At 51.3% G+C, this 25,731-nt stretch carries 24 protein-coding genes, 1 other RNA gene and 3 pseudogenes; 22 read left to right on the top strand and 6 right to left on the bottom strand.

Annotated features, from left to right (window positions below):
* Positions 1 to 18 precede the first annotated feature (18 nt).
* Positions 19 to 222, bottom strand: a pseudogene (locus LG52_RS15425) (helix-turn-helix domain-containing protein); the annotation flags it as partial.
* A gap of 467 nt (positions 223 to 689) precedes the next feature.
* Positions 690 to 1,469, bottom strand: a pseudogene (locus LG52_RS15420) (IS256 family transposase); the annotation flags it as partial.
* A 306-nt stretch (positions 1,470 to 1,775) separates the two neighbouring features.
* Between LG52_RS15420 and LG52_RS20390 the strand changes: the two are divergent.
* The 13 genes from LG52_RS20390 (at position 1,776) to LG52_RS15355 (ending at position 16,520) form a co-directional block, all read left to right on the top strand.
* Positions 1,776 to 2,030 (top strand): hypothetical protein, encoded by a 255-nt coding sequence (locus LG52_RS20390; protein ID WP_052524540.1) that lies wholly within the window; start codon positions 1,776 to 1,778, stop codon positions 2,028 to 2,030.
* Positions 2,030 to 2,374, top strand: coding sequence for a hypothetical protein (locus LG52_RS20675; protein WP_231584480.1), 345 nt, complete (start codon positions 2,030 to 2,032; stop codon positions 2,372 to 2,374). Before LG52_RS20390 ends, LG52_RS20675 begins: the two co-directional genes overlap by 1 nt.
* 492 nt (positions 2,375 to 2,866) lie before the next feature.
* Positions 2,867 to 4,318 (top strand): IS1182 family transposase, encoded by a 1,452-nt coding sequence (locus tag LG52_RS15405; protein ID WP_231584479.1) that lies wholly within the window; start codon positions 2,867 to 2,869, stop codon positions 4,316 to 4,318.
* Positions 4,319 to 4,573: 255 nt separating this feature from the next.
* Positions 4,574 to 5,857: an IS110 family transposase gene (locus LG52_RS15400; RefSeq protein ID WP_044732595.1), complete on the top strand. Its 1,284-nt coding sequence runs from the start codon at positions 4,574 to 4,576 to the stop codon at positions 5,855 to 5,857.
* A gap of 397 nt (positions 5,858 to 6,254) precedes the next feature.
* A complete protein-coding gene (gene rpoN / locus LG52_RS15395) occupies positions 6,255 to 7,562 on the top strand; it encodes an RNA polymerase factor sigma-54 (protein ID WP_044732594.1) in 1,308 nt (435 codons plus the stop codon).
* A gap of 29 nt (positions 7,563 to 7,591) precedes the next feature.
* The gene (locus LG52_RS15390; RefSeq protein ID WP_044732593.1) at positions 7,592 to 7,837 is read left to right on the top strand and encodes a glutaredoxin family protein; all 246 of its coding nucleotides are present in this window, start codon (positions 7,592 to 7,594) and stop codon (positions 7,835 to 7,837) included.
* A 122-nt stretch (positions 7,838 to 7,959) separates the two neighbouring features.
* The gene (locus tag LG52_RS15385; protein WP_044732592.1) at positions 7,960 to 9,009 is read left to right on the top strand and encodes a sugar-binding transcriptional regulator; all 1,050 of its coding nucleotides are present in this window, start codon (positions 7,960 to 7,962) and stop codon (positions 9,007 to 9,009) included.
* Positions 9,010 to 9,022: 13 nt separating this feature from the next.
* The gene (gene gap / locus LG52_RS15380) at positions 9,023 to 10,030 is read left to right on the top strand and encodes a type I glyceraldehyde-3-phosphate dehydrogenase (protein ID WP_044732591.1); all 1,008 of its coding nucleotides are present in this window, start codon (positions 9,023 to 9,025) and stop codon (positions 10,028 to 10,030) included.
* 122 nt (positions 10,031 to 10,152) lie between these two features.
* Positions 10,153 to 11,337, top strand: a complete 1,185-nt coding sequence (locus LG52_RS15375) for a phosphoglycerate kinase (protein WP_044732590.1) — start codon at positions 10,153 to 10,155, stop codon at positions 11,335 to 11,337.
* Between the two features lie 61 nt (positions 11,338 to 11,398).
* A complete protein-coding gene (gene tpiA, locus LG52_RS15370; protein ID WP_044732589.1) occupies positions 11,399 to 12,160 on the top strand; it encodes a triose-phosphate isomerase in 762 nt (253 codons plus the stop codon).
* Positions 12,153 to 13,688, top strand: a complete 1,536-nt coding sequence (gene gpmI / locus LG52_RS20385; protein ID WP_044732588.1) for a 2,3-bisphosphoglycerate-independent phosphoglycerate mutase — start codon at positions 12,153 to 12,155, stop codon at positions 13,686 to 13,688. The genes tpiA and gpmI overlap by 8 nt, the downstream gene beginning before the upstream one ends.
* A gap of 30 nt (positions 13,689 to 13,718) precedes the next feature.
* On the top strand, positions 13,719 to 15,011 hold the full coding sequence (eno, locus tag LG52_RS20380) for a phosphopyruvate hydratase (protein ID WP_044732587.1): 1,293 nt from the start codon (positions 13,719 to 13,721) through the stop codon (positions 15,009 to 15,011).
* A 375-nt stretch (positions 15,012 to 15,386) separates the two neighbouring features.
* Entirely contained in the window at positions 15,387 to 16,520 is a 1,134-nt protein-coding gene (locus LG52_RS15355) for an IS4-like element IS5377 family transposase (protein WP_044732586.1), read from the top strand.
* 26 nt (positions 16,521 to 16,546) lie between these two features.
* Here LG52_RS15355 and LG52_RS19955 read toward each other — a convergent pair whose 3' ends face one another.
* Positions 16,547 to 16,684: a hypothetical protein gene (locus tag LG52_RS19955; RefSeq protein WP_156133465.1), complete on the bottom strand. Its 138-nt coding sequence runs from the start codon at positions 16,682 to 16,684 to the stop codon at positions 16,547 to 16,549.
* A gap of 176 nt (positions 16,685 to 16,860) precedes the next feature.
* Here LG52_RS19955 and LG52_RS15350 point away from each other — a divergent pair, with 176 nt between their 5' ends.
* The gene (locus tag LG52_RS15350) at positions 16,861 to 18,360 is read left to right on the top strand and encodes a carboxylesterase/lipase family protein (protein ID WP_044732585.1); all 1,500 of its coding nucleotides are present in this window, start codon (positions 16,861 to 16,863) and stop codon (positions 18,358 to 18,360) included.
* 49 nt (positions 18,361 to 18,409) lie between these two features.
* Here LG52_RS15350 and LG52_RS15345 read toward each other — a convergent pair whose 3' ends face one another.
* Positions 18,410 to 18,625: a hypothetical protein gene (locus tag LG52_RS15345; protein ID WP_044733314.1), complete on the bottom strand. Its 216-nt coding sequence runs from the start codon at positions 18,623 to 18,625 to the stop codon at positions 18,410 to 18,412.
* 187 nt (positions 18,626 to 18,812) lie between these two features.
* On the opposite strand from LG52_RS15345, the gene secG reads away from it, so the two are divergent.
* From secG to ssrA, 5 genes are all read left to right on the top strand, one after another.
* Positions 18,813 to 19,040: a preprotein translocase subunit SecG gene (gene secG, locus LG52_RS15340; protein ID WP_044732584.1), complete on the top strand. Its 228-nt coding sequence runs from the start codon at positions 18,813 to 18,815 to the stop codon at positions 19,038 to 19,040.
* A 120-nt stretch (positions 19,041 to 19,160) separates the two neighbouring features.
* A complete protein-coding gene (gene estA / locus LG52_RS15335) occupies positions 19,161 to 19,901 on the top strand; it encodes a carboxylesterase (protein ID WP_044732583.1) in 741 nt (246 codons plus the stop codon).
* Between the two features lie 22 nt (positions 19,902 to 19,923).
* Positions 19,924 to 22,200, top strand: coding sequence for a ribonuclease R (rnr, locus tag LG52_RS15330; protein WP_044732582.1), 2,277 nt, complete (start codon positions 19,924 to 19,926; stop codon positions 22,198 to 22,200).
* An 80-nt stretch (positions 22,201 to 22,280) separates the two neighbouring features.
* A complete protein-coding gene (smpB, locus tag LG52_RS15325) occupies positions 22,281 to 22,748 on the top strand; it encodes an SsrA-binding protein SmpB (RefSeq protein WP_013144268.1) in 468 nt (155 codons plus the stop codon).
* A gap of 98 nt (positions 22,749 to 22,846) precedes the next feature.
* Positions 22,847 to 23,198, top strand: a transfer-messenger RNA (tmRNA) gene (ssrA, locus tag LG52_RS19305).
* Between the two features lie 138 nt (positions 23,199 to 23,336).
* Here ssrA and LG52_RS20940 read toward each other — a convergent pair.
* Positions 23,337 to 23,540 (bottom strand): annotated as a pseudogene (locus LG52_RS20940) (tyrosine-type recombinase/integrase); the annotation flags it as partial.
* Between the two features lie 12 nt (positions 23,541 to 23,552).
* Positions 23,553 to 23,807, bottom strand: coding sequence for a helix-turn-helix domain-containing protein (locus tag LG52_RS19945; protein ID WP_044732581.1), 255 nt, complete (start codon positions 23,805 to 23,807; stop codon positions 23,553 to 23,555).
* A gap of 383 nt (positions 23,808 to 24,190) precedes the next feature.
* Here LG52_RS19945 and LG52_RS19295 point away from each other — a divergent pair, with 383 nt between their 5' ends.
* The 3 genes from LG52_RS19295 to LG52_RS15310 all read left to right on the top strand — a co-directional run bounded on the left by LG52_RS19295 (position 24,191) and on the right by LG52_RS15310 (position 25,642).
* Positions 24,191 to 24,664: a peptidoglycan-binding domain-containing protein gene (locus LG52_RS19295; RefSeq protein WP_331436754.1), complete on the top strand. Its 474-nt coding sequence runs from the start codon at positions 24,191 to 24,193 to the stop codon at positions 24,662 to 24,664.
* A gap of 110 nt (positions 24,665 to 24,774) precedes the next feature.
* Positions 24,775 to 25,365: an RNase A-like domain-containing protein gene (locus LG52_RS19940; RefSeq protein ID WP_156133447.1), complete on the top strand. Its 591-nt coding sequence runs from the start codon at positions 24,775 to 24,777 to the stop codon at positions 25,363 to 25,365.
* A gap of 70 nt (positions 25,366 to 25,435) precedes the next feature.
* Positions 25,436 to 25,642, top strand: a complete 207-nt coding sequence (locus LG52_RS15310) for a hypothetical protein (protein WP_231578581.1) — start codon at positions 25,436 to 25,438, stop codon at positions 25,640 to 25,642.
* The last annotated feature ends 89 nt before the right edge of the window (positions 25,643 to 25,731 follow it).

Here is a 25,731-nt window from a genome sequence, read left to right as displayed (position 1 = left end):
GGCTATTTGACGTTTACCTAACATCCGTTTTTGAAGATATGGTTTAAATGGATCCAACTTGCTTTTTCTTGGTTTTCGCTTGAATTTGGAAGGGGGATTGGGGGAGTGAATATATTTTCGGACGGTTTTCCGATCGATCCCCAATTCCCTCGCAATATCGGAAATACTCCTTCCCCTTTCATACATCTCTTTGATCATGAAAAATTCCCCTCTCGTCATCATGAACCATAGCTCCTCTCGTTGACACTATGGTTCTATTATAAGTGGGGAATTTTATTCCGGCTATATTGGGGATTTTATCATCGGCTTTAACAGTTATATGCTGTGAGTATTATATTGGTGTATTATTGTTGTACTTTAGAACAGGGAAATTAATTAAAAAATTTTACATCCATTCATCTTACTCGAGCTATAAGAAAGTTAATTTCTCAGATATTCTAATGATACTTGTCTTTGTAATTGGCGAGGAACTAATTGGTCAAGTCCAAATTATTGTGTAAATTCCCCTTTGTATAGACAACATGGACCTGATGGCTTGACGTATAGTAGGCAAGTCCGGCAAGTCTCCCTGCCAGTCGCCTTCCCGGACCAATGATCATGTTGTCAAGGAACAGGTGTGTCAAGGAGCTTTCGTGGCATATCCTCGCTTCGCTCCGGTATTCCACGTTCTCCTTGACACGGCGAAGAGGTTATCCCACTCTCTTGATCGCCGGAGCCTCCTGATTCACCGGTCGAGCTTCTTGCTCTTTCGTTTTCCGCCACTGCCAATATTCAGACATATCCAAGTATTTGCGCCCTGACATCCATTTTTCATCGATTTCGATCAACACGGCGCCAACGAGGCGATACACCGATTCCCGGTTCGGAAAGATGCGGATGACCCGTTCTCTGCGGCGGATTTCTTCGTTCAGCCGTTCCACTCCGTTTGTCGTACGCAGGCGCCGCCGGTAACGGTCCGGATCGTCCAATACGGCGGTGGCGTCTTCGAATCCCTCTTCGAGGATTTGCATGGCTTTTGGGGCTTTTTCTTCCCATTTGGCCAGCACTTGTTCCAATAACAGCCGGGCCGTTTGCTTGTTTGGGGCATGAAGAATCCCCCGAATCTCCTCAAGCAAGGCATCCTGCCTATACTTTGGTGCGGCATCGAGGATATTGCGAATAACATGTGTTTGGCATCGCTGCCATGTCGCTCCTTGGAAATGCTTTTCAATGGCTTGCACCAGCCCGCCGTGCTGATCCGAGATGATCAAGTCCACTCCCCGGAGCCCCCGATGTTTCAGCCACCCAAAAAACTCGCTCCAGCTGGACTCCGATTCACTGTTTCCGATTTGCAGACCAAGAATTTCCCGATATCCTTCCTCATTCACTCCCGTGGCGATCAAAACGGCTCTGGAGCGCACCCGTCCATCTTCCCGGACTTTCGTATAAATCGCATCCACCAGTACAAACGGATACACGTGTTCATGCAAGGAACATGGACTTAACTGGATTGCTATCCTTATCTCGATTAGTTTGTTCGGTGTTGTCCCATTGTTGTTTCTTGGCAGCGCCGGATTGATGGGGATTCTACGAAAAGATAAATCACAAAATGTGGCTGGTTAAGGGGATATGAGCCTACTCGCTTTGAGTAGGCTTTTGTTATGCGTAAATGGGGGTGTTAAACTGAGCAAAATGGGGAGTAAAGTATTGCTGAGGTTTGATTTGCAATTTTTTCTAGAGAAGCAGTACATTCTGTTATTAGATCTTTACCGGAAAATCCTAAAGATTTATTGAAGATGGGATGGCAGGTAACTGATCCAAGAATGAAAGCAAATACTAAAATGAGAGAATATAAAGACCCTGTAACGGGTCTAAAAGTTAGATTTGACCCAGCAACGCCAGGAGCAAGTGGTTATGAAGGGAAAGATCATTATCATATATATAATCCTAATGCCACAGGAAAAAATGATATGTATTTGGACATAAATGGTAACCAGGTGGCAAAGGGATCAAAAGCTTCGCATATTGTGATTAATAGGGGGAAGAAATGATGAGAATATCTGATTTTCTTAAAAGATATAATTTACATGGGAGTTTAATTAATAATGTGGAATATGATTCCACTACAAAAAGAGTATCTCTTGAAACTGAGTTATGTAAATGGCAGCAATTTGATTATGACGAAACTAAAGATCCTGAAATGATTGAGGGATTCATTGTTTTTGAAGATGTAACATATTTTGAAACAGATTGCGTTAAAGACTTTGATGCTGATGAAATATTGGAAGTGGTGCTTATTTCCGCAACTCAATCGCTTGAAAAAGTTAAAATAGTAACCGATGGGGTGAACATCATCATTATTGAGGCAGGGAATGTAGAGTGGCACTCACTTTGAGTTCAATGCTTGAGGAAAAGACATTAAAATGTATACAGCGCATACAGTTGTATCGAACGATATTGCTTCATACAGTTTCGAGAAACAAAGGGAGGGTGATATCACATATGAAGATGAACCACCTCGCGAAATAAGTAAAGGTAGATGGTACGTATGGGACATATAAAGATGAAGTCAAGTGATGTGGTGATACTGGTGTGCTTCGTTATTGTTCTAATTATAGCTTATTTTGGCTAAAGAAAAGGCGGATCGCTCCGCCTTTTTGCATGGATTTTCGCACTGAAGATCATTTTGCACAAATTTTGCACGATACAAAAGAACGTGTCGCTCAAACATTGAAATATCGATGCTTTTAGATATATGGTTATTATCCTGCCGAGGGGGCGCTATACATGGGAAACGGCTGCAACGGCAGCCGTTTCAGCTTGTCGACAAAGTCGACAAGCTGTTTTAATATATAGGTATAAGGGTATCTTGAAGGAGTGGAATAAGATGCTTCAACGTTACCAAGAAGATCGGAGACATATCGAAACAACGGTAAAAATTGATGATCTTGTTCCTGAAGACCACCTTGTTCGTAAACTAGAAAAAGCCATTGACTTCTCCTTTATCTACGATATGGTCAAGGATTTGTATTCTCCTAACCATGGACGACCAAGTCTTGATCCCGTTGTGCTGTTCAAAATGTATTTGATTCGTTACATCTTTGGGATTCGTTCGATGCGTGAAACCGTAGAACAGATTCGAACAAATGTGGCTTATCGTTGGTTTTTGGGATTGAGTCTGCATGATCCTGTGCCCCATCATTCGACACCAAGTAAAAACTACACGCGACGTTTTGCGGGAACCGATGTTTTTCAAAAGATTTTTTCAAGAATCTTGGAAGAAGCCTTTCAATACGGGCTTGTGGATCCAAGTGTCGTATTTGTCGATTCTACTCATGTGAAGGCGAGTGCGAACAAAAGAAAATTCACAACGGAAATGGCAGAAGTGGAAGCGAAAGCTTATCAAGATGAATTAGAAAAAGAAATTGAGCGAGATCGCATCGCTCATGGGAAATCCCCACTACCGCCAGAAAATGATAAAAAAAAACGAGAAATCAAAGTGAGTAAAACAGATCCAGACAGTGGGATGTTTGTGAAAAATGAACGTGAACGGGTATTTGCTTACTCTTATCACACCGCTTGTGACCGACACGGTGGGATATTACACACGTATGTCACCGCCGCCAATGTTCATGATAGCCAAGCGTTTTTTGAACTGTTTGAGCGAGTGAAGCAAGAAATCAAAGGATGCCCAACAGATGTGTGCATCGATGCCGGATATAAAACGCCAGCGATTGCGAAATACCTATTAGAACAAGAGATCCATCCGATTTGGCCATATACTCGTCCAAAGACGAAAGATGGGTTCTTCCGAAAATCTGAATTTGTATATGACGAACATTTTGACTGTTACCTTTGTCCCAATCACCAAGTGTTATCTTATTCAACAACGAATCGGGAAGGCTATCGGGAGTATAAATCAGATCCATCCATCTGTCAGGGATGTCCATCCCTTCAAAAGTGTACAGCAAGCAAAAATCATACGAAAGTCGTGACACGCCATGTTTGGCAAGAGTATTACGAAGAAGCCGAACATTTACGATATGTACCAGAACATCGCGAGTTGTATGAATTAAGGAAACAGACGATTGAACGGAATTTTGCAGATTTAAAAGAGAAGCATGGTCTGCGCTGGACGAATTACCGAGGATTGGAAAGAAACCAGATGCAGGCGATGCTTGTTTGTGCTGCCATGAATTTAAAGAAATTGGCGAACTACTTGTGGAGAAAGGGCCTCTCCTTTCTGTATGTATTCGAGTATGCATCTATTTTGGTTCGTTCATCAAGAAAAACAACCTTAAAAATGGAACAAAATGGTTATAAGACAACTGTCTTATAACCATTTTGTCAACAGTCTGAAACGGCTGCAACGGCAGCCGTTTTTCGTTTTTTTTCGGAGCGACATTGCACGGCCAAGCTTCACTATCTCGGAAGCACCGTTAAAAATTTCTCCTACCCCCCATACCCGCCGTCGTGTACAATATAAAGAAAGCATTCCTGTTAGGAGCTTTTCCGGGGGGCTTGATCAAAAAAAGTCCTCTTGGTATGATGCAGGGGTGTCAAACATCACTCACCATACCAAGGAGGACTTCAGATGAATTGTACACAAAACCAGAAAATCGATCAAGTCACCGAACAAACGCTTGTCGTGGGCATCGATATCGCGAAACGAACCCACTACGCCTGCTTCGTGGATGACCGGGGGCGCGTGCTTCGAAAATCCTTCCCGTTCCTCCAGTCGAAAAAGGGCTTTCGGCAGCTGAATGAAGCGATTCAGGAGGCGAGGCAAGCGTTCGGGAAGTCGCAGGTGATCGTCGCCGTGGAACCGACCGGGCACTACTGGTTGAACCTGGCCTGCTTTCTCGAGGAAAACGGGATCCCGCTGGTCATGGTCAACCCAGCGCATGTGTGCCGGTCGAAAGAACTCGATGACAACCTGCCGACGAAACACGACGCCAAAGACGCCCTGGTCATCGCCAGACTGGCGAAAGACGGACGATTCCTCGTCCCCCGGCTGCTGCACGAGATCGAAGCGGATTTGCGCGTCGGGAGCACCCTCAAAGAAAAGCTCCGCAAGGAACAGACCGCGGTGAAAAACGCGATCATCCGCTGGACCGATCGGTATTTTCCGGAGTTTTGGACGGTGTTTCGCGATCTGGGGAAAACGGCGCTTTCGGTGTTGGAGTGGACGCCGTTTTCGGCCGATGTGGCGGGTCGGACCGCCGAGGAGCTCATCGAGGTGCACCGGCAAAGCGAAGGGCTGAAATGCCCGCAGAAGGCCAAAATTCAGGCGTTGATCGACGCCGCGAAGGACTCCATTGGGGTGACGGAAGGGACGACGATGGCCCGGTTTGAGATCGCCGCGCTCGTCCGCCAATACCGCCCATTCGAGGCCGAGATCGCGGCGCTGGACGCAGAGTTGAAGGCGTTGGTTCAAACGACGATGGAGGATCAAGGGCTGAAAACGGTCGACGGGTTGGGGGACGCCACGATCATTGACCTGCTGGCGGAGATCGGCAGTTTCTCCCACTATCGGGACCCGCGTCAATTGGTGAAGTTGGCGGGCCTGACGCTCAAGGAGAACTCCTCCGGCCAGCGCAAAGGGCAAAAGCGGATCTCCAAACGGGGGCGAAAACGGCTGCGATCGGTGTTGTTTCGGGCGGTGATTCCGCTGATCCGGCACAACGAGGCGTTTCGCGAGCTGCATGAGTATGATGCGACCCGATCCGTCAATCCGCTGACCGGAAAACAGTCTATCGTGGCGTTATGCCGAAAACGGCTGAATGTGCTGTTTGCGATTTGTACGAAGAAACAAGCGTTTGACGCCGAGCGAATGAGGCAGGACGTCTTGTCCCAAGTTCCACACCGGGCGGCCTAAGGCCTCCCCCCTGCGAACGGAAGAATCGTTGGATAACCAGATGACATCGGAGAAGCTGGCGTGATCTCCTCCATGCGACCTCGAGTCCCTAAGAAAGCTTGGCCGGCCTCCGCCTGATGACGAGACTGAACGAGGGAATGTTGGCGCCAAGACGCCCGGAGACATGGGAGGGTTCGTCCTCATCAGCGATGCGGAGATCCAAGGGTGCATCGAATACGCTTCCCCTATGGCAGGGAAATATACCCAGTCGTGGCCGCGAAGCGCACCCTGGTTCTGTAAGATATCCACAAAACTGAAAAAGGATGTAAGGGATTTTGTCGAAAAATATTTTTTGGACACCCCTGAGAGGCCGAAAAGCCTTGATAGATCAACATTTCTAGAGGGAGGAGGCGTGACGATGAGGGCGGAGTTATGGCAAGAGCAGCGGCTGCAGTTGTCGATGACAAAGGAGCTTGTGCAGGCGATTGAACTGCTGCAGTATTCCGTGGTCGATTTGGAAGCGTTTTTATATGAACGGTCGTTGGAAAACCCGTTTTTGGAAATTCGCCGCAGCCGGGTGCGGCAGCGGTCCAACCGGGCGGAACGGGACCAAAAGCAGTGGCTTGAGAACATCGGCGCCCGCAGGGAGACGCTCGTTGGCCATTTGCTTTCTCAGCTGCCTTCGTTGAAGCTGGTCGATCGGGAAGAGCGCATCGTCCGCTATCTCATTGCCTCGCTCGATGAGGACGGCTATTTGCGCGCGCCGCTTGCAGAACTGGCCGCGCGATTTTCCGCGTCGGAACAAGAGATGGAGCGGGGGCTGCGCCTTGTCCAGTCGCTCGACCCGGCGGGAGTCGGCGCCCGCGATTTGGCGGAATGCCTTTTGCTGCAGCTTGAACGTCTTCCGGAGCGCGACGAGCTGGCGGAAACGATCGTCCGCGACCATTTTGTTCCCTTTGCGGAAAAGTCATGGAAGACGCTGGCCAAGCAGCTCGGCGTCGGCCTTGGCGAACTGCAGCGCGTCTTCGAGTTCATCCGCTCGCTCGAACCGCGTCCGGGCATTCACTATTCGAGCGACACACCGCCTTTCGTTGTGCCGGATGTCATCGTCACCCGGGGAGCGGATGGGGACTGGATGGTCGCCTACAACGATGACATCCATCCGGAGCTCGGATGGAACCGGGAGTACGAGCGGCGCATTGCTGCATCCGGCGACCAGCATGCCGAACAGTTTATCAAGGAAAAATACCGGCAGTTTACGTGGCTCGCAAAAAGCCTCGAGCAGCGAAAGCAGACGCTGCTTCAGCTTATGGCGGTCATCGTGGAGCGTCAGCGTCCGTGTTTGGAGTTCGGGCTTTCCGCGCTCAAACCGATGACGATGCGCGAGGTGGCCGAGGAGCTTGGGGTGCATGAATCGACGGTGAGCCGCGCGGTGCGTCATAAATATGTGCAAACGCCGTTTGGCACGATCGAGCTGCGCCGCTTTTTTTCGAGCGCGGCTACAGTCCATGCAACAGACGAGGCGGCTTCCTCGACCCAGGTGAAAGCGATTATCCAAGAGCTGATCGCGGCGGAAGACCCGCGGGCGCCGCTTTCCGACCAGCAGCTCGCCGATTTGCTTCGCGACCGGCACGGCATCGCCATTTCACGCCGGACGGTCGCCAAATACCGCGAGCAGCTGCGCATCCCCTCTTCGGCAAAGCGAAAGCAATATACCGGAGCTTGATGCGGACGGTGAAGGAAAGGGAGAACGTGATGCACATTCGGTTGTACACGAAAACAAACTGCCCGCTTTGTGACAAGGCAAAAGCGGTTTTGGCAGAACTGCAGGCGGATGATTCGTTTACAATGGAGGAAATCGACATTTACCAAGACGATGCGCTTCTTGAGAAATACCAACTGATGATTCCGGTCGTCGAGCTGGACGGCGAAGAAATTGGATACGGGATGATTGAAAAAGAAACGATAAGAAAGCGGTTGCGGCAGGCGCGAAAAAGTTGAACCGTCTGTTTCCTCCTGCTATAATAAAATTGGCGTGGGAGGGATTTTTTATCGATTTGCGGGACATAATATGTCATACCGGGACAAAACACGTCCCTATGTTCCGCTGAGGAGAAGGATCGATGCAACCGTTATTAGAGGCATTAAAAAAATTATCGCCCGACTTGCTTGACGTTATGCAAAAGCGATACGAAATCTTGCATTCCATTTCGCTCATGGCGCCGATCGGACGGCGGGCGCTGGCGGCGAGCCTCGGCATGAGCGAGCGGGTGCTCCGGTCGGAAACGGAGTTTTTGAAAGGGCAAAACTTGCTCTCCGCCGATGTGTCGGGCATGCGGCTGACGGAAGAAGGCCAAGAGCTCCTTCATGCGCTCAATGATTTGATGCGGGAAGCGCTCGGGCTCAAAGAGCTGGAATCGGCGCTGCAGCGAAAGCTCGGCATTCCGCGCGTGATTGTCGTCGCCGGGGATAGCGATCGTTTCCCATGGGTAAAAAAAGAAATGGGAAGAGCGTGTGTTGCCTGCATGAAGGAACTGCTTGAACCCGGGGACATCGTTGCCGTGGCTGGCGGCACGACGATGGCGGCGGTTGCGGAGATGATGACGCCGGATTCGAAGATTCGCGATGTGTTGTTCGTACCGGCGCGCGGCGGCCTTGGCGAGGATGTCGGGAACCAGGCGAACACGATTTGCGCCAAGATGGCGGAAAGAGCAGCCGGCCGTTACCGGCTTCTCCATGTCCCTGACCAGCTGAGCGATGAAGCGTACGCGTCGCTCGTCGAAGAACCGGCGGTGAAGGAAGTGCTTGAGCTCATCCAATCGTGCCGCATGGTCGTCCACGGCATCGGCGAAGCGGTGACGATGGCGAAGCGGCGGAAGACGCCGCCTGCAGAGATGGAGAACATCATCGCCCGCCATGCGGTCGCCGAGGCGTTCGGCTACTATTTTAACGAACATGGCGACGTCGTCCATAAGGTGAAAACGGTCGGCATTCAACTCGAACACCTCCCGCATGTCGAACATGTCATCGCCGTCGCCGGAGGGGCGTCGAAGGCGAAAGCCATTCGCGCCTACATGAAGCAGGCCCCCCGTTCGCTGTTGGTGACGGACGAAGGCGCCGCGAAAGCGTTAGTAGGGGAGTCAAGTCCCTTGCCGATACAATCCAAATCATAAGGAGGAACCAACGATGGCAGTAAAAATCGGGATCAACGGATTTGGCCGCATCGGGCGCAACGTGTTCCGCGCGGCATTGAAAAACCCGGACATTGAAGTGGTGGCGGTGAACGATTTAACGGATGCGAATACGTTGGCGCATTTGTTGAAATACGACTCCGTCCATGGCCAGCTTGACGCGGAAGTGTCGGTGAACGGCAACAACTTGGTCGTCAACGGCAAAGAAATCATCGTCAAAGCGGAACGTGACCCGGCCAACTTGGCGTGGGGCGAAATCGGCGTTGAGATCGTCGTCGAGTCGACCGGCCGCTTCACGAAACGGGAAGATGCGGCGAAACATTTGGAAGCCGGCGCGAAAAAAGTGATCATTTCCGCTCCGGCGAAAAACGAAGATATTACGATCGTCATGGGCGTCAACCATGACAAATACGACCCGAAAAGCCACCATGTCATTTCGAACGCGTCGTGCACGACGAACTGCTTGGCGCCGTTTGCCAAAGTGCTGCATGAAAAATTCGGCATCGTCCGCGGCATGATGACGACGGTTCACTCGTACACGAACGACCAACAAATTTTGGACTTGCCGCATAAAGACTTGCGCCGGGCACGGGCGGCGGCGGAATCGATCATCCCGACGACGACCGGGGCGGCGAAAGCTGTTGCGCTCGTTTTGCCGGAATTGAAAGGCAAATTGAACGGCATGGCAATGCGCGTGCCGACGCCGAACGTATCGGTTGTCGACTTGGTGGCGGAGCTGGAAAAAGAAGTGACGGTCGAAGAAGTGAATGCCGCGTTGAAAGCAGCGGCGGAAGGCGAGCTGAAAGGCATTTTGGCCTACAGCGAAGAGCCGCTTGTGTCGCGCGACTACAACGGCAATCCTGCTTCTTCGACGATCGATGCGCTTTCGACGATGGTCATTGAAGGCAAAATGGTGAAAGTCGTTTCGTGGTATGACAACGAAACGGGCTACTCGCACCGCGTCGTCGACTTGGCGGCGTACATCGCTTCGAAAGGGCTGTAAGACGGGCTCGGCATTGAGTTTTCCGTCCGTTCAAGTCTATAATAGGGAAATGGAGGGGAGCGGGGAAATGATCCCCACTCCTTTTCCTTTGTCGAAACTGCAGCCAAAAGGGGGCACGAACGATGAACAAGAAGACGATCCGCGACGTTGAGGTGAGGGGAAAGCGCGTCTTTTGCCGCGTCGATTTCAACGTTCCGATGGAAGAAGGCGCCATCACCGATGACACGCGCATCCGCGCGGCGCTGCCGACGATCCGCTATTTGATCGACCACGGGGCGAAAGTCATTTTGGCGAGCCACCTCGGCCGCCCGAAAGGAAAAGTGGTCGAAGAATTGCGCTTGGATGCCGTTGCGAAGCGGCTTGGCGAGCTGCTTGAACGCCCGGTCGCGAAAACGAATGAAGCGGTCGGCGACGAGGTGAAGGCAGCGGTTGCCAACCTAAACGAAGGCGATGTGCTGCTGCTTGAGAACGTCCGCTTCTATCCGGGTGAGGAGAAAAACGATCCAGAGCTGGCGAAAGCGTTCGCGGAGCTTGCCGATCTATACGTCAACGATGCGTTCGGCGCCGCCCACCGCGCCCATGCGTCGACAGAAGGCATCGCCCATTACTTGCCTGCAGTGGCCGGGTTTTTGATGGAAAAAGAACTCGAAGTGCTCGGCAAAGCGCTCTCGAATCCGGACCGCCCGTTTACGGCGATCATCGGCGGCGCGAAAGTGAAAGACAAAATCGGCGTCATCGACAATTTGCTTGAAAAAGTCGACAACTTGATCATTGGGGGCGGGTTGGCGTATACGTTCGTCAAAGCGCTCGGCCATGACGTCGGCAAGTCGCTGCTTGAGGAGGACAAAATCGAACTCGCCAAATCGTTTATGGAAAAGGCGAAAGAAAAAGGCGTCCGCTTCTATATGCCGGTCGACGTCGTCGTAGCGGACCGGTTTGCGAACGACGCCAATACAAAAGTCGTGCCGATTGACGCCATTCCGGGCGACTGGGAGGCGCTTGACATCGGCCCGAAAACGCGCGAATTGTACCGCGATGTCATTCGCGGGTCGAAGCTCGTCGTCTGGAACGGCCCGATGGGCGTCTTTGAAATGGAGGCGTTTGCCCATGGGACAAGAGCGGTCGCACAAGCGCTGGCGGAAGCGCCCGACACTTATTCGGTCATCGGCGGCGGCGATTCGGCGGCGGCGGTTGAGAAATTCGGCTTAGCCGACAAAATGGATCATATCTCCACCGGCGGCGGTGCGTCGCTCGAATTTATGGAAGGGAAACAGCTGCCAGGGGTTGTCGCGCTGCAAGACAAATGACCCACGGCGCCGGATTGGGCGCATGGCGGCTGACGCCGCCCATTGAAAGGAAGGGTGAACGATGAGAAAACGCATCATTGCAGGCAACTGGAAAATGCATAAAACATTGGCGGAAGCTGTTCAATTTGTCGAGGAAGTAAAAGGGCACGTGCCGCCGGCGGACGAAGTCGATTCCGTCGTTTGCGCGCCGTTTCTCTTTTTGGATCGGTTGGTGCAAGCGGCAACAGGAACGGATTTACAAATCGGGGCGCAAAACATGCATTTTGCCGACCAAGGGGCGTACACCGGCGAAGTGAGCCCGGTCATGCTCAAAGATCTCGGCGTCACGTACGTCATCCTCGGCCATTCGGAGCGCCGGCAAATGTTCGCCGAAACAGATGAGACCGTGAACAAAAAAGTGTTGGCCGCCTTCACCCGCGGCTTGACGCCGATTATTTGCTGCGGGGAAACGATCGAGGAGCGGGAAGCCGGGCAGACGAACGCCGTTGTCGCCTCGCAAGTGGAAAAAGCGCTCGCCGGCTTGACGCCGAACCAAGTGAAGGAAGCGGTCATCGCTTACGAGCCGATTTGGGCGATCGGGACGGGCAAATCGTCAACGGCGGAAGACGCCAACGAGGTGTGCGGCCATATCCGTTCGGTCATCTCGCGCCTGTTTGGCCGGGAGGCGGCGGAAGCGATCCGCATCCAATACGGCGGCAGCGTCAAACCGGACAACATCGGCGGCTTTTTGGCGCAAGAGCATATCGACGGCGCCTTAGTCGGCGGGGCGAGCCTCGAGCCGGCTTCATTCTTGCAATTGGTGGAGGCGGGCCGCCATGAGTAAACAACCAGTGGCTCTCATCATTTTGGACGGGTTTGCGCTGCGCGAAGAAACGTACGGCAATGCGGTCGCCCAAGCCCATAAGCCGAACTTTGACCGCTATTGGAACGAATACCCGCATGCGACGTTGAAAGCGTGCGGCGAGGCGGTTGGGCTTCCGGAAGGACAGATGGGCAACTCGGAAGTCGGGCATTTAAACATCGGCGCCGGCCGCATTGTGTACCAAAGCTTAACGAGAGTGAACATCGCCATCCGCGAAGGCGAGTTTGACCGGAACGAAACGTTTTTGGCGGCGATGAACCATGTGAAGCAGCACGGAACGAGCCTTCACTTGTTCGGCTTGCTTTCTGACGGCGGCGTGCACAGCCATATTCACCATTTGTACGCCCTCTTGCGCTTAGCGGCGAAAGAAGGCGTGAAGCGTGTGTACATCCACGGCTTTTTGGACGGCCGCGACGTCGGCCCGCAAACGGCTCCGCAATACATCAAAGAACTGCAGGAAAAAATCAAGGAATACGGTGTCGGTGAAATCGCGACGTTATCGGGCCGCTACTACTCGATGGATCGCGACAAGCGTTGGGACCGGGTCGAAAAGGCGTACCGGGCGATGGTGTACGGCGAAGGCCCGACATATCGCGATCCGCTCGAATGCATCGAGGACTCGTACAAACACGGCATTTACGACGAATTCGTCCTGCCGTCGGTCATCGTCCGCGAAGACGGCTCGCCGGTGGCGACGATCCAAGACAACGACGCGATTATTTTCTACAACTTCCGCCCCGACCGGGCGATTCAAATTTCGAACACGTTTACGAACGAAGATTTCCGCGAGTTTGACCGCGGCCCGAAACATCCGAAGCATTTGTTCTTCGTCTGCTTGACGCACTTCAGCGAAACGGTGAAAGGATACGTGGCGTTCAAGCCGACGAACCTTGACAACACGCTCGGGGAAGTGCTGTCACAGCATGGCTTGCGCCAGCTGCGCATCGCGGAAACGGAAAAGTACCCGCACGTGACGTTTTTCATGAGCGGCGGCCGCGAGGAGAAGTTCCCGGGTGAAGATCGGATTTTAATCAACTCGCCGAAAGTGCCGACGTACGACTTAAAACCGGAAATGAGCGCCTACGAAGTGACGGATGCTTTGCTCAGGGAAATTGAAGCCGATAAGTACGATGCGATCATCTTGAACTACGCCAACCCGGATATGGTCGGCCACTCCGGCAAGCTCGAACCGACGATCAAAGCGGTCGAAGCGGTCGATGAATGCCTCGGCAAAGTCGTCGATGCCATTTTGGCAAAAGGCGGCGTCGCCATCATCACTGCCGACCACGGCAACGCCGATGAAGTGCTGACGCCGGACGGCAAGCCACAAACGGCGCACACGACCAATCCGGTGCCGGTCATCGTGACGAAAAAAGGCATCAAGCTTAGAGACGGAGGCATTTTAGGCGATTTAGCCCCGACGATGCTCGATTTGCTCGGCTTGCCGCAGCCGAAAGAAATGACCGGAAAATCGCTCATTGTCCAATAACAACGATACAAGGAAAAGGAGTGCATGTTGATGTCTGCGATTATTGACGTCTACGCCCGCGAAGTGCTTGACTCGCGCGGCAATCCGACGGTGGAAGTGGAAGTGTATACGGAAGACGGCGGCTTCGGCCGCGCTTTGGTGCCGAGCGGCGCTTCGACCGGGGAATATGAAGCGGTCGAACTGCGCGACGGCGACAAACACCGCTATCTCGGCAAAGGGGTGTTAAAAGCGGTCGAAAACGTGAACGAAATCATCGCGCCGGAAATCATCGGCCTAGAAGTGACCGATCAAGTGGCGATCGACCGGAAGCTGATTGAACTCGACGGCACGGAAAACAAAAGCAAGCTTGGCGCCAACGCCATTTTGGGCGTCTCGCTCGCCGTGGCCCGCGCGGCAGCGGACGAGCTTGGCCTGCCGCTGTACCAATACTTCGGCGGCTTTAACGCCAAAACGCTGCCGGTGCCGATGATGAACATTTTAAACGGCGGCGCGCATGCCGACAACAACGTCGACATTCAAGAATTTATGATCATGCCGGTCGGCGCGGAAAGCTTCCGCGAAGCGCTGCGCATGGGGGCGGAAATTTTCCACAGCTTAAAAGCGGTGTTGAAAGCGAAAGGCTACAACACGGCGGTCGGCGATGAAGGCGGCTTTGCCCCGAACTTGAAATCGAACGAAGAAGCGCTGCAAACGATCATTGAAGCGATCGAAAAAGCGGGCTACAAACCGGGCGAACAAGTGATGCTGGCGATGGACGTCGCGTCGTCCGAGCTCTATAACAAAGAAGACGGCAAATATCATCTCGAAGGCGAAGGCGTCGTCAAAACGTCGGAAGAAATGGTCGCTTGGTATGAAGAACTTGTATCGAAATACCCGATCATCTCGATCGAAGACGGGCTCGATGAAAACGACTGGGAAGGGCATAAACTGCTCACCGAGCGGCTCGGCAAAAAAGTGCAGCTTGTCGGCGACGACTTGTTTGTGACGAACACGAAAAAATTGGCTGAAGGCATTGAAAAAGGCGTCGGGAACTCGATTTTGATCAAAGTGAACCAAATCGGCACGCTCACCGAAACGTTTGACGCCATCGAAATGGCGAAACGCGCCGGCTATACGGCCGTTGTCTCGCACCGCTCCGGCGAAACGGAAGACAGCACGATCGCCGACATCGCCGTCGCCACGAACGCCGGCCAAATCAAAACCGGAGCGCCGTCGCGCACCGACCGCGTCGCGAAATACAACCAGCTGCTCCGCATCGAGGATGAACTCGGCCATACGGCGATTTACCAAGGCATCCGTTCGTTTTACAATTTGAAAAAATGACGGAAACAGGCGTCCCCAAAACGGCGGGGGCGCCTGTTGTTTTGATGGGGGGCAAAAGGGTGCCGAATGGCTGGCGGTGATAAAGATGACTCGATGCATTCAGGAAAGCTGCGAGTGAAGATTAAAACGCTCCACGTCTCATGATTAGACAAAGTCAAGTGGCATAGTTTGTAGAAAAATGTCTAATTTTTACCCAGTTAACGGAATAGTTGCACCTATAATAAAATCTTTTTTCGTGGCATTAATTGGCGCTTTATTGTTAGGGACAATTACAGGCGTGTTGATTATCCAATAAAATCCAAAGGGTATAGAAAAAAGAGCACCTTTCCTGTAGAATGTGAGTAGCGACACAAACAAACCCAGGAGGTGCTCTCTATGAACAAGCATACCACACTCCCGAATTTGATGCAAAAACTTGTTTCGGATGAAGAGATTCAACTGATTGCCGAAGCGGTTGGGTATCGTGATTCGTCTCGAACCTTTGCGTTGCGCGAGTTGATTCACTTCTTCCTGCTGGCCGCCATGCATCAATGGAAAAGCTTTCGCCACGGAGCCGATGTGGGGCCTCTGTATGGATTGCCGCGATTCCATTATTCAACTGTATCCAAGAAAGCGAAAGAAGTTCCCTATGACATCATGAAACGCTTGTTGGCGTTGATCATTTCCAAGTGCAACCGCCAAACCCGCCGTTCGCTTCGGTTTCCCAAACCGCTTCGGGTGGTGGATTCGACGACCGTCACGGTCGGGAAAAACCGCCTGCCATGGGCGCCGTATCACGGCGAACGCGCCGGAGTGAAGCTGCACGTCGCGTATTCGCCGGAATCCTCGTTGCCGGCAGACGTGGTGGAAACCATCGGACTGCGTCATGATGGCCCGGTGGGAGAACAGTTGACGAACGCTCAACAAGTGCTGGTGGAAGACCGGGCGTATTTCAAAATCGAACGCCTCGATCGATTTGTGGAGCAGCATCAGCTCTTTGTCATTCGGATGAAGGACAACATCGAACTTCATCAGAAAAAAAGCTTGAAACGCCTTTCCAGCACATCCTCATCGGTTCAAGCCGACTTCACGTGCCAGTTGGGGACGAAACAATGCCGCTCCACCAAGCGTCACCGGGTGGTGATCTTTCGAGATGCGAATGGCCGCGACATTCGGGTCGTGACGAACCTCTTCCATGCGTCTGCGGAAACCATTGCCGACATGTACCAACAACGTTGGACTGTTGAGGTCTTTTTCCGTTGGGTGAAGCAATATCTGAATGTCCCGACCTTGTTTGGCACGACGGAAAATGCGGTATACAACCAACTGTTTGCGGCGTTCATCGCGTATGTGTTGCTGCGATGGCTGTATGATCAAACCAAAAAACAGACGAACGTCTCTCTTTCCTTCATTTCGTTCGTTCGCCGTTTTTTCTCTGGGCAGCTTCCTCTCGATTGGAAATCCGGGATGGCCGCTGCTTTGTTTGAGTATGCCCAAATTTATGGAAGGCGTATGTATAATTTTGGATAATCAACACTCGTGGGACAATTACTAATTTAATTTTTCTTAAAAAAGCACGACCAAACGATTAAAAGAAAAAGCTTTGACTCTTTATCAAAAGTTGTACTTGCCTGTTCTTCTTCTTTTTCTTGCTCGAGCTCTTCTACAATAATAAGTGAAACAATTTGGTTCATTTTGATCCACTTCCTTTACTGCCTGTTTAGGCAGCTGTCATCTTTTCTCCTCAAACAGGCTGCGGTACGGCCGTGCGGCGTGGAATCATCTCGTATAGGAGCGAAGCGATGGACGCAGGCGGATCGTTCGTTTATAATATTTTTTGAATCATTTGAATATTTTTGGGGGGATGGGGATGAAGCAAACGGTTGTGGAGACGCGGTATGGGCGGTTGCGCGGGGGGATGAATGAAGGTGTTTTTGTTTGGAAAGGAATTCCGTATGCGAAAGCGCCGGTCGGTGAGCGTCGGTTCCTTCCGCCGGAGCCGCCGGAGGCGTGGGACGGAGTGCGGGAGGCGACATCGTTTGGTTCTGTTGTCATGCAGCCGTCGGATCCGATTTTCAGCGGATTGCTCGGGCGGATGAATGAGGCGCCGAGCGAAGATGGGCTGTACTTGAACGTTTGGTCGCCGGCGGCCGATGGGAAGAAGCGGCCGGTGCTCGTTTGGATTCACGGCGGCGCCTTTTTGTTCGGCTCTGGTTCTTCGCCGTGGTATGACGGGACGGCGTTCGCGAAACACGGCGATGTCGTCGTCGTGACGATCAACTACCGAATGAACGTGTTTGGCTTTTTGCATCTTGGCGATATGTTTGGCGAAGCTTACTCCCAAGCGGGGAATCTCGGCATTTTGGACCAAGTGGCGGCATTGCGCTGGGTGAAAGAGAACATTGAGGCGTTTGGCGGCGATCCGGACAACATTACGATTTTCGGTGAATCGGCCGGAGCGGCGAGCGTCGGTGTGCTGTTGTCGCTGCCGGAAGCGAGGGGGCTGTTTCACCGCGCCATCTTGCAAAGCGGTTCGGGTTCGCTTCTCCTCCGTTCGCCGGAGACGGCCATGGCGATGACCGAGTGCATTCTCGATAAGGCCGGCATCCGTCCGGGCGACCGTGACCGGCTGTTGTCGATTCCGGCGGCGGAGTTGCTGCAAGCGGCGCTGTCGCTCGGACCGGGCGTCATGTACGGTCCGGTCGTGGATGGCCGCGTGTTGCGCTGCCATCCGATCGAAGCGCTTCAAGATGGGGAAGGGAAAGACATTCCGATTCTCATTGGGGTGACGAAAGACGAGTACAACTTGTTTACCTTGACGGATCCATCGTGGACAAAGCTTGGCGAAAAAGAATTGCTTGACCGGATCAACCGTGAAGTCGGGCCCGTGCCGGAGGCGGCGATTCGCTATTATGCAGAAACGGCGGAGCCGTCGGCGCCCGCCTGGCAAAAGTGGCTTCGCATCATGACGTACCGTGTGTTTGTCGAGGGGATGCTGCGGACGGCGGACGCAAAGGCGGCTTGCGGGGCGGATGTGTACATGTACCGGTTTGACTATGAAACGCCGGTGTTTGGCGGGCAGCTGAAAGCATGCCACGCGCTCGAGCTGCCGTTTGTGTTTCATAATCTCCACCAGTCCGGAGTTGCAAACTTTATCGGCAATCGGCCGGAGCGCGAGGCGATCGCCAACGAAATGCATTATGCTTGGCTTTCGTTCGCCCGCACGGGCAATCCAAACGGCGATCACTTGCCGGAAGAGTGGCCGGCGTACACGACTGGACGCAAGCCGGCGTTCGTCTTTTCCGCCGCAAGCCATGTGGAAGACGACCCGTTCGGCCGCGAGCGGGCGGCGTGGCAAGGGCGCGCCTAATCGAAAAAAGGAACGGTGCCTAACGGCCGTTCCTTTTCTATGTATCGATTCAATCGTTTGCTTCTTTCGCAGGAAGCCCGAACTGTTCCGCCAGCTCCGGGTCGCGGTCGATCGCCTCAAGCAGCTTCCGCATGACGTTGACGTCAAATGTGAAGTTCGCCCCGATCGGCGAGGTGACGAAAATTTTCCCTTCCTTCGCCTCCCGCGCCCGTTTGAATTGATAGCCGTCAATCGCGATGACGACTCGTTCATCTGGTCTTGCCATCTGAGTCCCTCCAGTCGTTGTCGATTTTCTTCCATTGTCTTTCATTGTAACGCATTTCGGCATCGGGCGACAATGGTCATGACGCATCACGTCTTTCATCGCGCTGGGGCCGCCCCACTAGTTGCCGCCAACAGCGATCTATGGTATAGTAAAATTATTGCAATGTCGGTCGTTGGAGGTGTCAGGCATGCATGCCTTGCTTGTGACGCTGCTTGTCATTGTGTCCATTGCGTTGATTGCCGTTGTTTTGCTGCAGTCGGGCCGCAGCGCTGGGTTGTCGGGGGCGATCACCGGCGGCGCCGAGCAATTGTTTGGGAAGCAGAAAGCGCGCGGGCTCGATGCGGTGTTTCAGCGCGTCACAGTCGTGTTGGCTGTGTTGTTTTTCGTCTTGTCAATTGTGGTAGCCTATTTATAAACGATGATAAGTGGGAAAGCGGGGGCGGTCCTGACATACAATGGGCTGCCTTTTCTATTTCGTGAAGATGCTTTGGCAAGCATTTTTTGATTGCTAGCATGGAGGAAGGGAGAACGCATGATGAAAATCGTTCCACCAAAACCGTTTTTCTTTGAAGCCGGGGAGCGGGCGGTGCTGCTTTTGCACGGGTTTACCGGCAATTCGGCTGACGTTCGGATGCTCGGGCGATTCCTTGAATCGAAAGGCTACACATGCCATGCCCCGATTTACAAAGGGCACGGCGTGCCGCCTGAGGAGCTCGTCCACACCGGGCCGGATGATTGGTGGCAAGACGTCATGAACGGCTATCAGTTTTTGAAAAACAACGGCTACGAAAAAATTGCCGTGGCCGGGTTGTCGCTTGGAGGCGTATTTTCATTGAAATTAGGTTACACTGTACCTATAGAAGGGATTGTGACGATGTGCGCGCCGATGTACATCAAAAGCGAGGAAACGATGTATGAAGGCGTGCTCGAGTATGCGCGCGAGTATAAAAAGCGGGAAGGAAAATCAGAGGAGCAAATCGAACAAGAAATGGAACGGTTCAAGCAGACGCCGATGAAGACGTTGAAAGCCTTGCAAGAGCTCATCGCCGATGTGCGCCGCCATCTTGATTTGGTTTATGCCCCGACGTTCGTCGTCCAAGCGCGCCATGATGAGATGATCAATCCCGACAGCGCGAACATCATTTATAACGAAATTGAATCGCCGGTCAAACAAATCAAGTGGTATGAGCAATCAGGCCATGTGATTACGCTTGATCAAGAAAAAGATCAACTGCATGAAGATATTTATGCATTTCTTGAATCGTTAGATTGGTAAAGGAGAAAGGAGGGGATGGCTGATGGATCACGCATTGGCCGAACGAATTTTAACGTTTATGCGCGATGAGGCGTACAAGCCGCTCACGGTTGAAGAACTGGAAGAAGCGTTTCGCATCGAGGATGCCGATGGGTTCAAGGAGTTTGTCAAAACGCTTGTCGCCATGGAAGAGGAAGGCCTTGTCGTTCGGACGCGCAGCAACCGCTACGGCGTGCCCGAGCGGATGAATCTCGTGCGCGGCAAGGTGATTGGCCATGCGAAGGGATTTGCCTTCGTCGCGCCGGAGGAGCCGGGAATGGACGATATTTTCATCCCGCCGTCCGAATTGAAAAACGCCATGCATGGGGACACGGTGCTTGTGCGCGTCCAGGCTGATTCATCCGGGGCGCGCCGCGAAGGAACGATCGTCCGCATTTTGGAGCGCGGGGTGAAAGAAGTCGTCGGCACGTACACGGAAAGCAAATATTTCGGCTTTGTCATCCCGGATGACAAACGGATCGTCAACGACATTTTCATTCCGAAAAATGCGGCGAACGGAGCGGTCGAAGGGCATAAAGTCGTGGCCCGCCTGACATCGTATCCCGAGGGACGGATGAGCGCCGAAGGGGAAGTCGTTCAAATTCTCGGCCATAAAAACGACCCGGGCGTCGACATTTTATCGATCATTTATAAATACGGCTTGCCGCTTCAGTTTCCCGAAGACGTGATCGAGCATGCCAACCGGGTGCCGGACGTCATTACGGAGAAAGACTTGGAAGGGCGCCGCGATTTGCGCGGCGAAATGATCGTGACGATCGACGGGGAAGATGCGAAAGACTTGGACGACGCCGTGACGGTGACAAAGCTTGAGAACGGCAACTACAAACTCGGGGTTCATATTGCTGATGTCAGCTACTACGTCGAGGAAGGCTCGCCGATCGACCGCGAGGCGTACGAGCGCGGCACGAGCGTTTATTTGGTCGACCGCGTCATCCCGATGATTCCGCATCGGCTGTCGAACGGCATTTGTTCGCTCAATCCGAAAGTCGACCGGCTGACGCTCTCGTGCGAGATGGAAATCAATGAGCGTGGCGAAGTCGTCCGCCATGACATTTTCCCAAGCGTCATCCGCACGGTGGAACGGATGACGTATTCCGATGTCAATAAAATTTTGGTGGACAAAGACGAAGTGTTGCGGGAACAATATGCGACGCTTGTGCCGATGTTTGAGCTGATGGCTGAGCTTGCCGACATTTTGCGGCAAAAACGGATGAAGCGCGGAGCGATCGATTTCGATTTTAAGGAAGCGAAAGTGCTCGTCGATGAAAACGGAAAACCGTACGATGTCGTCTTGCGCGAGCGGTCGGTCGCTGAGCGGCTGATTGAAGAGTTTATGCTCGCGGCCAACGAAACGGTCGCCGAGCATTTCCATTGGTTGAACGTTCCATTTATTTACCGTGTCCACGAAGACCCGAAGCCGGAAAAACTGCAGCGCTTTTTGGAGTTCATCACGAACTTCGGCTATGTTGTCAAAGGAACGGGCAACCAAATCCATCCGCGCGCCCTCCAGCAAATTCTCGAAGCGGTGCGCGGCGAGCCGGAAGAAATGGTGATCTCGACTGTCATGCTTCGGTCGATGAAGCAGGCGCGCTATGACGCGGAAAGCCTCGGCCATTACGGGCTGTCAACCGAGTTTTACACCCATTTCACGTCGCCGATCCGCCGCTATCCGGACTTGATCGTCCATCGGCTCATTCGGACGTACTTGATCAACGGGCAGATGGATCCGGAGACGCAGCAAAAATGGGCGGAAAAGCTGCCGGAGATTGCCGAGCATGCATCCGATATGGAGCGGCGCGCCGTTGAGGCGGAGCGGGAGACGGACGATCTGAAGAAAACCGAGTTTATGGAAGACAAAATCGGGATGGAATTTGACGGCATCATCAGCTCGGTGACGAACTTCGGCTTGTTCGTTGAGCTGCCGAACACGATTGAGGGCTTGGTGCACGTCAGCTATTTAACGGATGACTATTACCGCTACGACGAGCGCCACTACGCGATGATCGGCGAGCGGACGGGAAAAATGTACCGCATCGGCGATGAAATCACCGTCCGCGTCATCAACGTGAACAAAGACGAGCGGATCGTCGATTTTGAAGTCGTCGGCATGAAAGGGCGCCGCCCGCCGAAAGCGAAAGCCGCTCCGGTCGTCATCGAAGGGAAAAAACAAAAGAAAGGAAAAGCGAAGGCGGAGCCGAAAGCGCAAAGCGGCCCAAACCGCAGCGCGAAGGCGAAAAAGAAGAAAAAGAAAAAACGGTGAGGAAAAGCCGAACAGGCGGCTTTTCCTTCTTTTTCGTTTTTGGTAAAATAAGAAACGCTACGATGAGGAGGAAGAAGGGTATGCCAAAAGGGGAAGGAAAAGTAATCGCCCAAAACAAAAAAGCGCACCATGATTATTTCATCGAAGAGACGTATGAAGCCGGCCTTGTGCTGCAAGGGACGGAAATCAAATCGATCCGCAACGGCCGGGTGAACTTGAAAGATTCGTTCGCCAAAGTGGAAAAAGGGGAAGTGTTTCTCCATAACATGCATATCAGCCCGTACGAACAAGGCAACCGCTACAACCATGACCCGCTGCGGACGAGAAAGCTTCTTTTGCACCGGCGCGAAATCAATAAGCTGATCGGCTACACGAAAGAGCAAGGGTATACGCTCGTGCCGCTGAAATTGTATATTAAAAACGGCTTTGCCAAAGTGGAGCTCGGGGTGGCCAAAGGGAAGAAAAAATACGACAAGCGTGAAGACATGAAGCGGAAAGAAGCGCAGCGCGAAATCGAGCGGGCGTTTCGCGAACGGCAAAAACTGTAGAAAACATTTCCGTTGAAAATATGCAAAGCCATGCTATAATAAGAATTGCAACAGCCAGTTATCCGATGCTTAAGCTGTTCCGATCTCTTCGCACCCGCGGGGACGATCCGGATTCGACAGGGGTAGGTCGAGCTTAAGCGGCGAGCCGAGGGGGACGTCCTCGTAAAAACGTCACCTAAAGATAACTGGCAAACAAAACTACGCTTTAGCTGCCTAATTGCTGCAGCTAGCTCCTCCCGCCATCGCCCGCGTGGCGTTCGAGGGGCTCATATGGAGCGGGCTACGCCCAAATCCGCCGCCTGAGGATGAGGGAAGAGACGAATCAGGCTAGCCGCCGGGAGGCCTGTCGGTAGGCGGAACGGACGGCGAAGCGAAATATACCGACTACGCTCGTAGATGCTTAAGTGGCGATGCCTCTGGACGTGGGTTCGACTCCCACCGTCTCCATTTCCAACATCCGAACGGTTCGGATAAGAAATCGTGAAACCCTTGATACGACTGCATTTGCAGTCGTTTTTACTTTTTCGAGAATCCGAAAGAATCCTATAGAATTTAAAAAAATTTTGCACGGATTTTGCACGGCTTTTTTTATTTTGCATTGTAGAGTTCCTCCATTGTGAGGTCTACTTGTCGCGGCTCTTTTTGTTCCATCTCGTCTAAAATGTGCGAATATGTTTATAAGGTGGTCACAATATCTTTATGCCCAAGCCGCTGGGAAACATATTTGACGTTCACGCCTTTGAACAACAACATTGAAGCGTGAGTATGTCGGAGCCCATGGCACGTAATATCACTCTTTCGGTTTCACCTCCTTGCCAGCTCTCGTAACTTTTTTAAATAATCATTCTCCGCTTTCAGTCTTCGATTCTCTTCCTCTAAACTGCACTCTTTTTTTCGGGGGCTTCCCTTGAATGGAGACTTGGATGTCCCGCGCCGTTCTTCAAGCCCTTTTCGGCCATGTTCACGGTAACGTTTTATCCAAAGTCTGATCGTTTTTGTGCAGGGAATCGCTAACTCTTGGCATATTCGCTTATATCCCCATCCCTCTTTGATGTACATCTGGGCAGCCCTCCATTTAAACTCCACGGAATAGGTGGTCTTTCGGTGTTTGCTTGTTCTCGAACATAAACAAATCCCTTCAGTGTTTTTAATGACAATATGGGCATTTTTCCAACTGTCTACACTAGAGGGATAATATCAAAACGGCAGGGATTTTTTTATTTTAATACAAAATTCGACAATCTTTTTGATCAAAATTGATTACTATCGAAATTAATGGATAAAGCTTTGAAATGGGGGACAAATGATGTACGTTGTAGACGGCACTGGTAGAATCTATTATCCGTCGAACTATACGAATTACTTATGGAATGGGCAAACATTGAGGAGGGGAGACAGGAACGATTATGTGACTTTATAAAGCTGGATTCAACCCAGGGGGCATTGATGGAATTTATGGAGCCAATACAGAAAAAGCCGTGAAGGAATTTCAAAAGAAGGTTGGAATCGCAGCAGATGGAATTGCAGGAAAACAAACCTATCAGGCTCTGCAAAAGTATGTTGGAACACAAACAACAGTATCTCAATCAAACTCATCAAGCAGTAATGATCATTGGACAGGTCAGACACTTAGAGAAGGAAGCAAAGGGGAGGGTGTAAAGGAATTACAAATAATGTTAAATTCAGCAGGATATAATGTTAAAGTGGATGGCACATATGGACATGAGACGGAACAAGCGGTGAAAGGATTTCAAAAATTGGCTGGCATATCTGTTGATGGAGTAGCAGGAATACAAACCTATAGAAGTCTGAAATCGTATATTTCTTCTAAAATGAATAAAGGTATAAGAATCGATATATCAAAGAGGCACAGGAACTGCAAAGAAAGGCAGAGGAAAAAAGAAAAGAACAATTAGCTAAATCAATCATAGATGTAGTTACAGATTTTATTCCGATTATCGGGACGTTCAAGGACGCATATCATCTTGTTGACACCTTATCTAATCCCAATTCTAGCACCAAAGAAGTGGCGCTAGCATTATTTTCTTTTATCCCAGTTATAGGAGACTTTAAAGAATTAGGTAAATTAAATAAGGCGATACAAGGCGTCAAATCAACAGTAAAAACAGGGGCGCACAAAATAGATAATGTAGTAATGGATTACATATCTAAAAAAATTAGAGAAATTGATGCATCAGACTTATTACTGTACTCGGAAAAATCAGGAGGACACACAATTGCAGAGCATGTATCGTTATCAGATGCAGAAATGGTTAGGAGGGCAGCACAAAGAAAATTGGATGTTACGTCATATACAAATCAAAACACGGCAATAAAGGTAATAAAAAGCACATTGTCTAGCAACGCCTCTAAAATCTCAGAGTGGTTGCTTGATCCGAATTCACCGGATAGACTTAACCTAATTCACGAAATGGATTATTCTATAGGTAAGGGATACAAAAAAGGAGGGACATCTTTAAACACTGATTTAAATACAGCATTTACCCAGTTAAAGAAAGATTCTAAATCTGAATACGGATTTATTATTGTTACAAGTTATCCAAAATATAAAATAGGGAGTGTAAAAAATGTTAATAAATGTAAGGGAACAATTTAGCACCCTTCAATATTTCTTTGATTCCTATTATAATCAAACCTTCTATGATGCAACGTTGGAGAATCAGTTAATGGAATTGATTCGTAATGAACCTGCATGGTTAGTAAAGGCTTTAAAAGAGGAGATTAAAAGGTTAGAACAAGTGTATCATGATAAAGATTTTGAGACTTGGGATAAAATAGAGAAATTAGTTCATGAAAACAGTATGAGGTATTTTCCATATGAAGATGGTAAGGAGTTTATTGATGTAGCCAATAAACTGTTAGGGAAAGCCTAATAAAGATAGCTGGAAATCTAGGAATACTTCTTACGTCAGATTATTGGTATCGTTTGAGCGACATTGAGGAAAAGAAAAAAGAACTTGAG

The sequence above is a fragment of the Geobacillus kaustophilus genome (assembly GCF_000948285.1).
GTDB classification, from domain to species: Bacteria; Bacillota; Bacilli; order Bacillales; family Anoxybacillaceae; genus Geobacillus; species Geobacillus thermoleovorans_A.
The sequence above is the reverse complement of the archived record's forward strand: the minus strand, read 5'-3'. Positions and strand labels throughout refer to the sequence as shown.

Bases quoted from the DNA above. Each gene is read 5' to 3' on its own strand.
- rpoN (WP_044732594.1), top strand. From the start codon at position 6,255: ATGAGGGCGGAGTTATGGCAAGAGCAGCGGCTGCAGTTGTCGATGACA.
- gap (WP_044732591.1), top strand. From the start codon at position 9,023: ATGGCAGTAAAAATCGGGATCAACGGATTTGGCCGCATCGGGCGCAAC.
- LG52_RS15350 (WP_044732585.1), top strand. From the start codon at position 16,861: ATGAAGCAAACGGTTGTGGAGACGCGGTATGGGCGGTTGCGCGGGGGG.
- tpiA (WP_044732589.1), top strand. From the start codon at position 11,399: ATGAGAAAACGCATCATTGCAGGCAACTGGAAAATGCATAAAACATTG.
- LG52_RS15405 (WP_231584479.1), top strand. From the start codon at position 2,867: ATGCTTCAACGTTACCAAGAAGATCGGAGACATATCGAAACAACGGTA.
- gpmI (WP_044732588.1), top strand. From the start codon at position 12,153: ATGAGTAAACAACCAGTGGCTCTCATCATTTTGGACGGGTTTGCGCTG.
- LG52_RS15345 (WP_044733314.1), bottom strand. From the start codon at position 18,625: ATGGCAAGACCAGATGAACGAGTCGTCATCGCGATTGACGGCTATCAA.
- LG52_RS19955 (WP_156133465.1), bottom strand. From the start codon at position 16,684: ATGAACCAAATTGTTTCACTTATTATTGTAGAAGAGCTCGAGCAAGAA.
- secG (WP_044732584.1), top strand. From the start codon at position 18,813: ATGCATGCCTTGCTTGTGACGCTGCTTGTCATTGTGTCCATTGCGTTG.
- LG52_RS20675 (WP_231584480.1), top strand. From the start codon at position 2,030: ATGAGAATATCTGATTTTCTTAAAAGATATAATTTACATGGGAGTTTA.
- estA (WP_044732583.1), top strand. From the start codon at position 19,161: ATGAAAATCGTTCCACCAAAACCGTTTTTCTTTGAAGCCGGGGAGCGG.
- LG52_RS15310 (WP_231578581.1), top strand. From the start codon at position 25,436: ATGGAATTGATTCGTAATGAACCTGCATGGTTAGTAAAGGCTTTAAAA.
- smpB (WP_013144268.1), top strand. From the start codon at position 22,281: ATGCCAAAAGGGGAAGGAAAAGTAATCGCCCAAAACAAAAAAGCGCAC.
- eno (WP_044732587.1), top strand. From the start codon at position 13,719: ATGTCTGCGATTATTGACGTCTACGCCCGCGAAGTGCTTGACTCGCGC.
- LG52_RS15355 (WP_044732586.1), top strand. From the start codon at position 15,387: ATGAACAAGCATACCACACTCCCGAATTTGATGCAAAAACTTGTTTCG.
- LG52_RS15375 (WP_044732590.1), top strand. From the start codon at position 10,153: ATGAACAAGAAGACGATCCGCGACGTTGAGGTGAGGGGAAAGCGCGTC.
- LG52_RS20390 (WP_052524540.1), top strand. From the start codon at position 1,776: ATGGGATGGCAGGTAACTGATCCAAGAATGAAAGCAAATACTAAAATG.
- LG52_RS15400 (WP_044732595.1), top strand. From the start codon at position 4,574: ATGAATTGTACACAAAACCAGAAAATCGATCAAGTCACCGAACAAACG.
- rnr (WP_044732582.1), top strand. From the start codon at position 19,924: ATGGATCACGCATTGGCCGAACGAATTTTAACGTTTATGCGCGATGAG.
- LG52_RS15390 (WP_044732593.1), top strand. From the start codon at position 7,592: ATGCACATTCGGTTGTACACGAAAACAAACTGCCCGCTTTGTGACAAG.
- LG52_RS15385 (WP_044732592.1), top strand. From the start codon at position 7,960: ATGCAACCGTTATTAGAGGCATTAAAAAAATTATCGCCCGACTTGCTT.
- LG52_RS19945 (WP_044732581.1), bottom strand. From the start codon at position 23,807: ATGTACATCAAAGAGGGATGGGGATATAAGCGAATATGCCAAGAGTTA.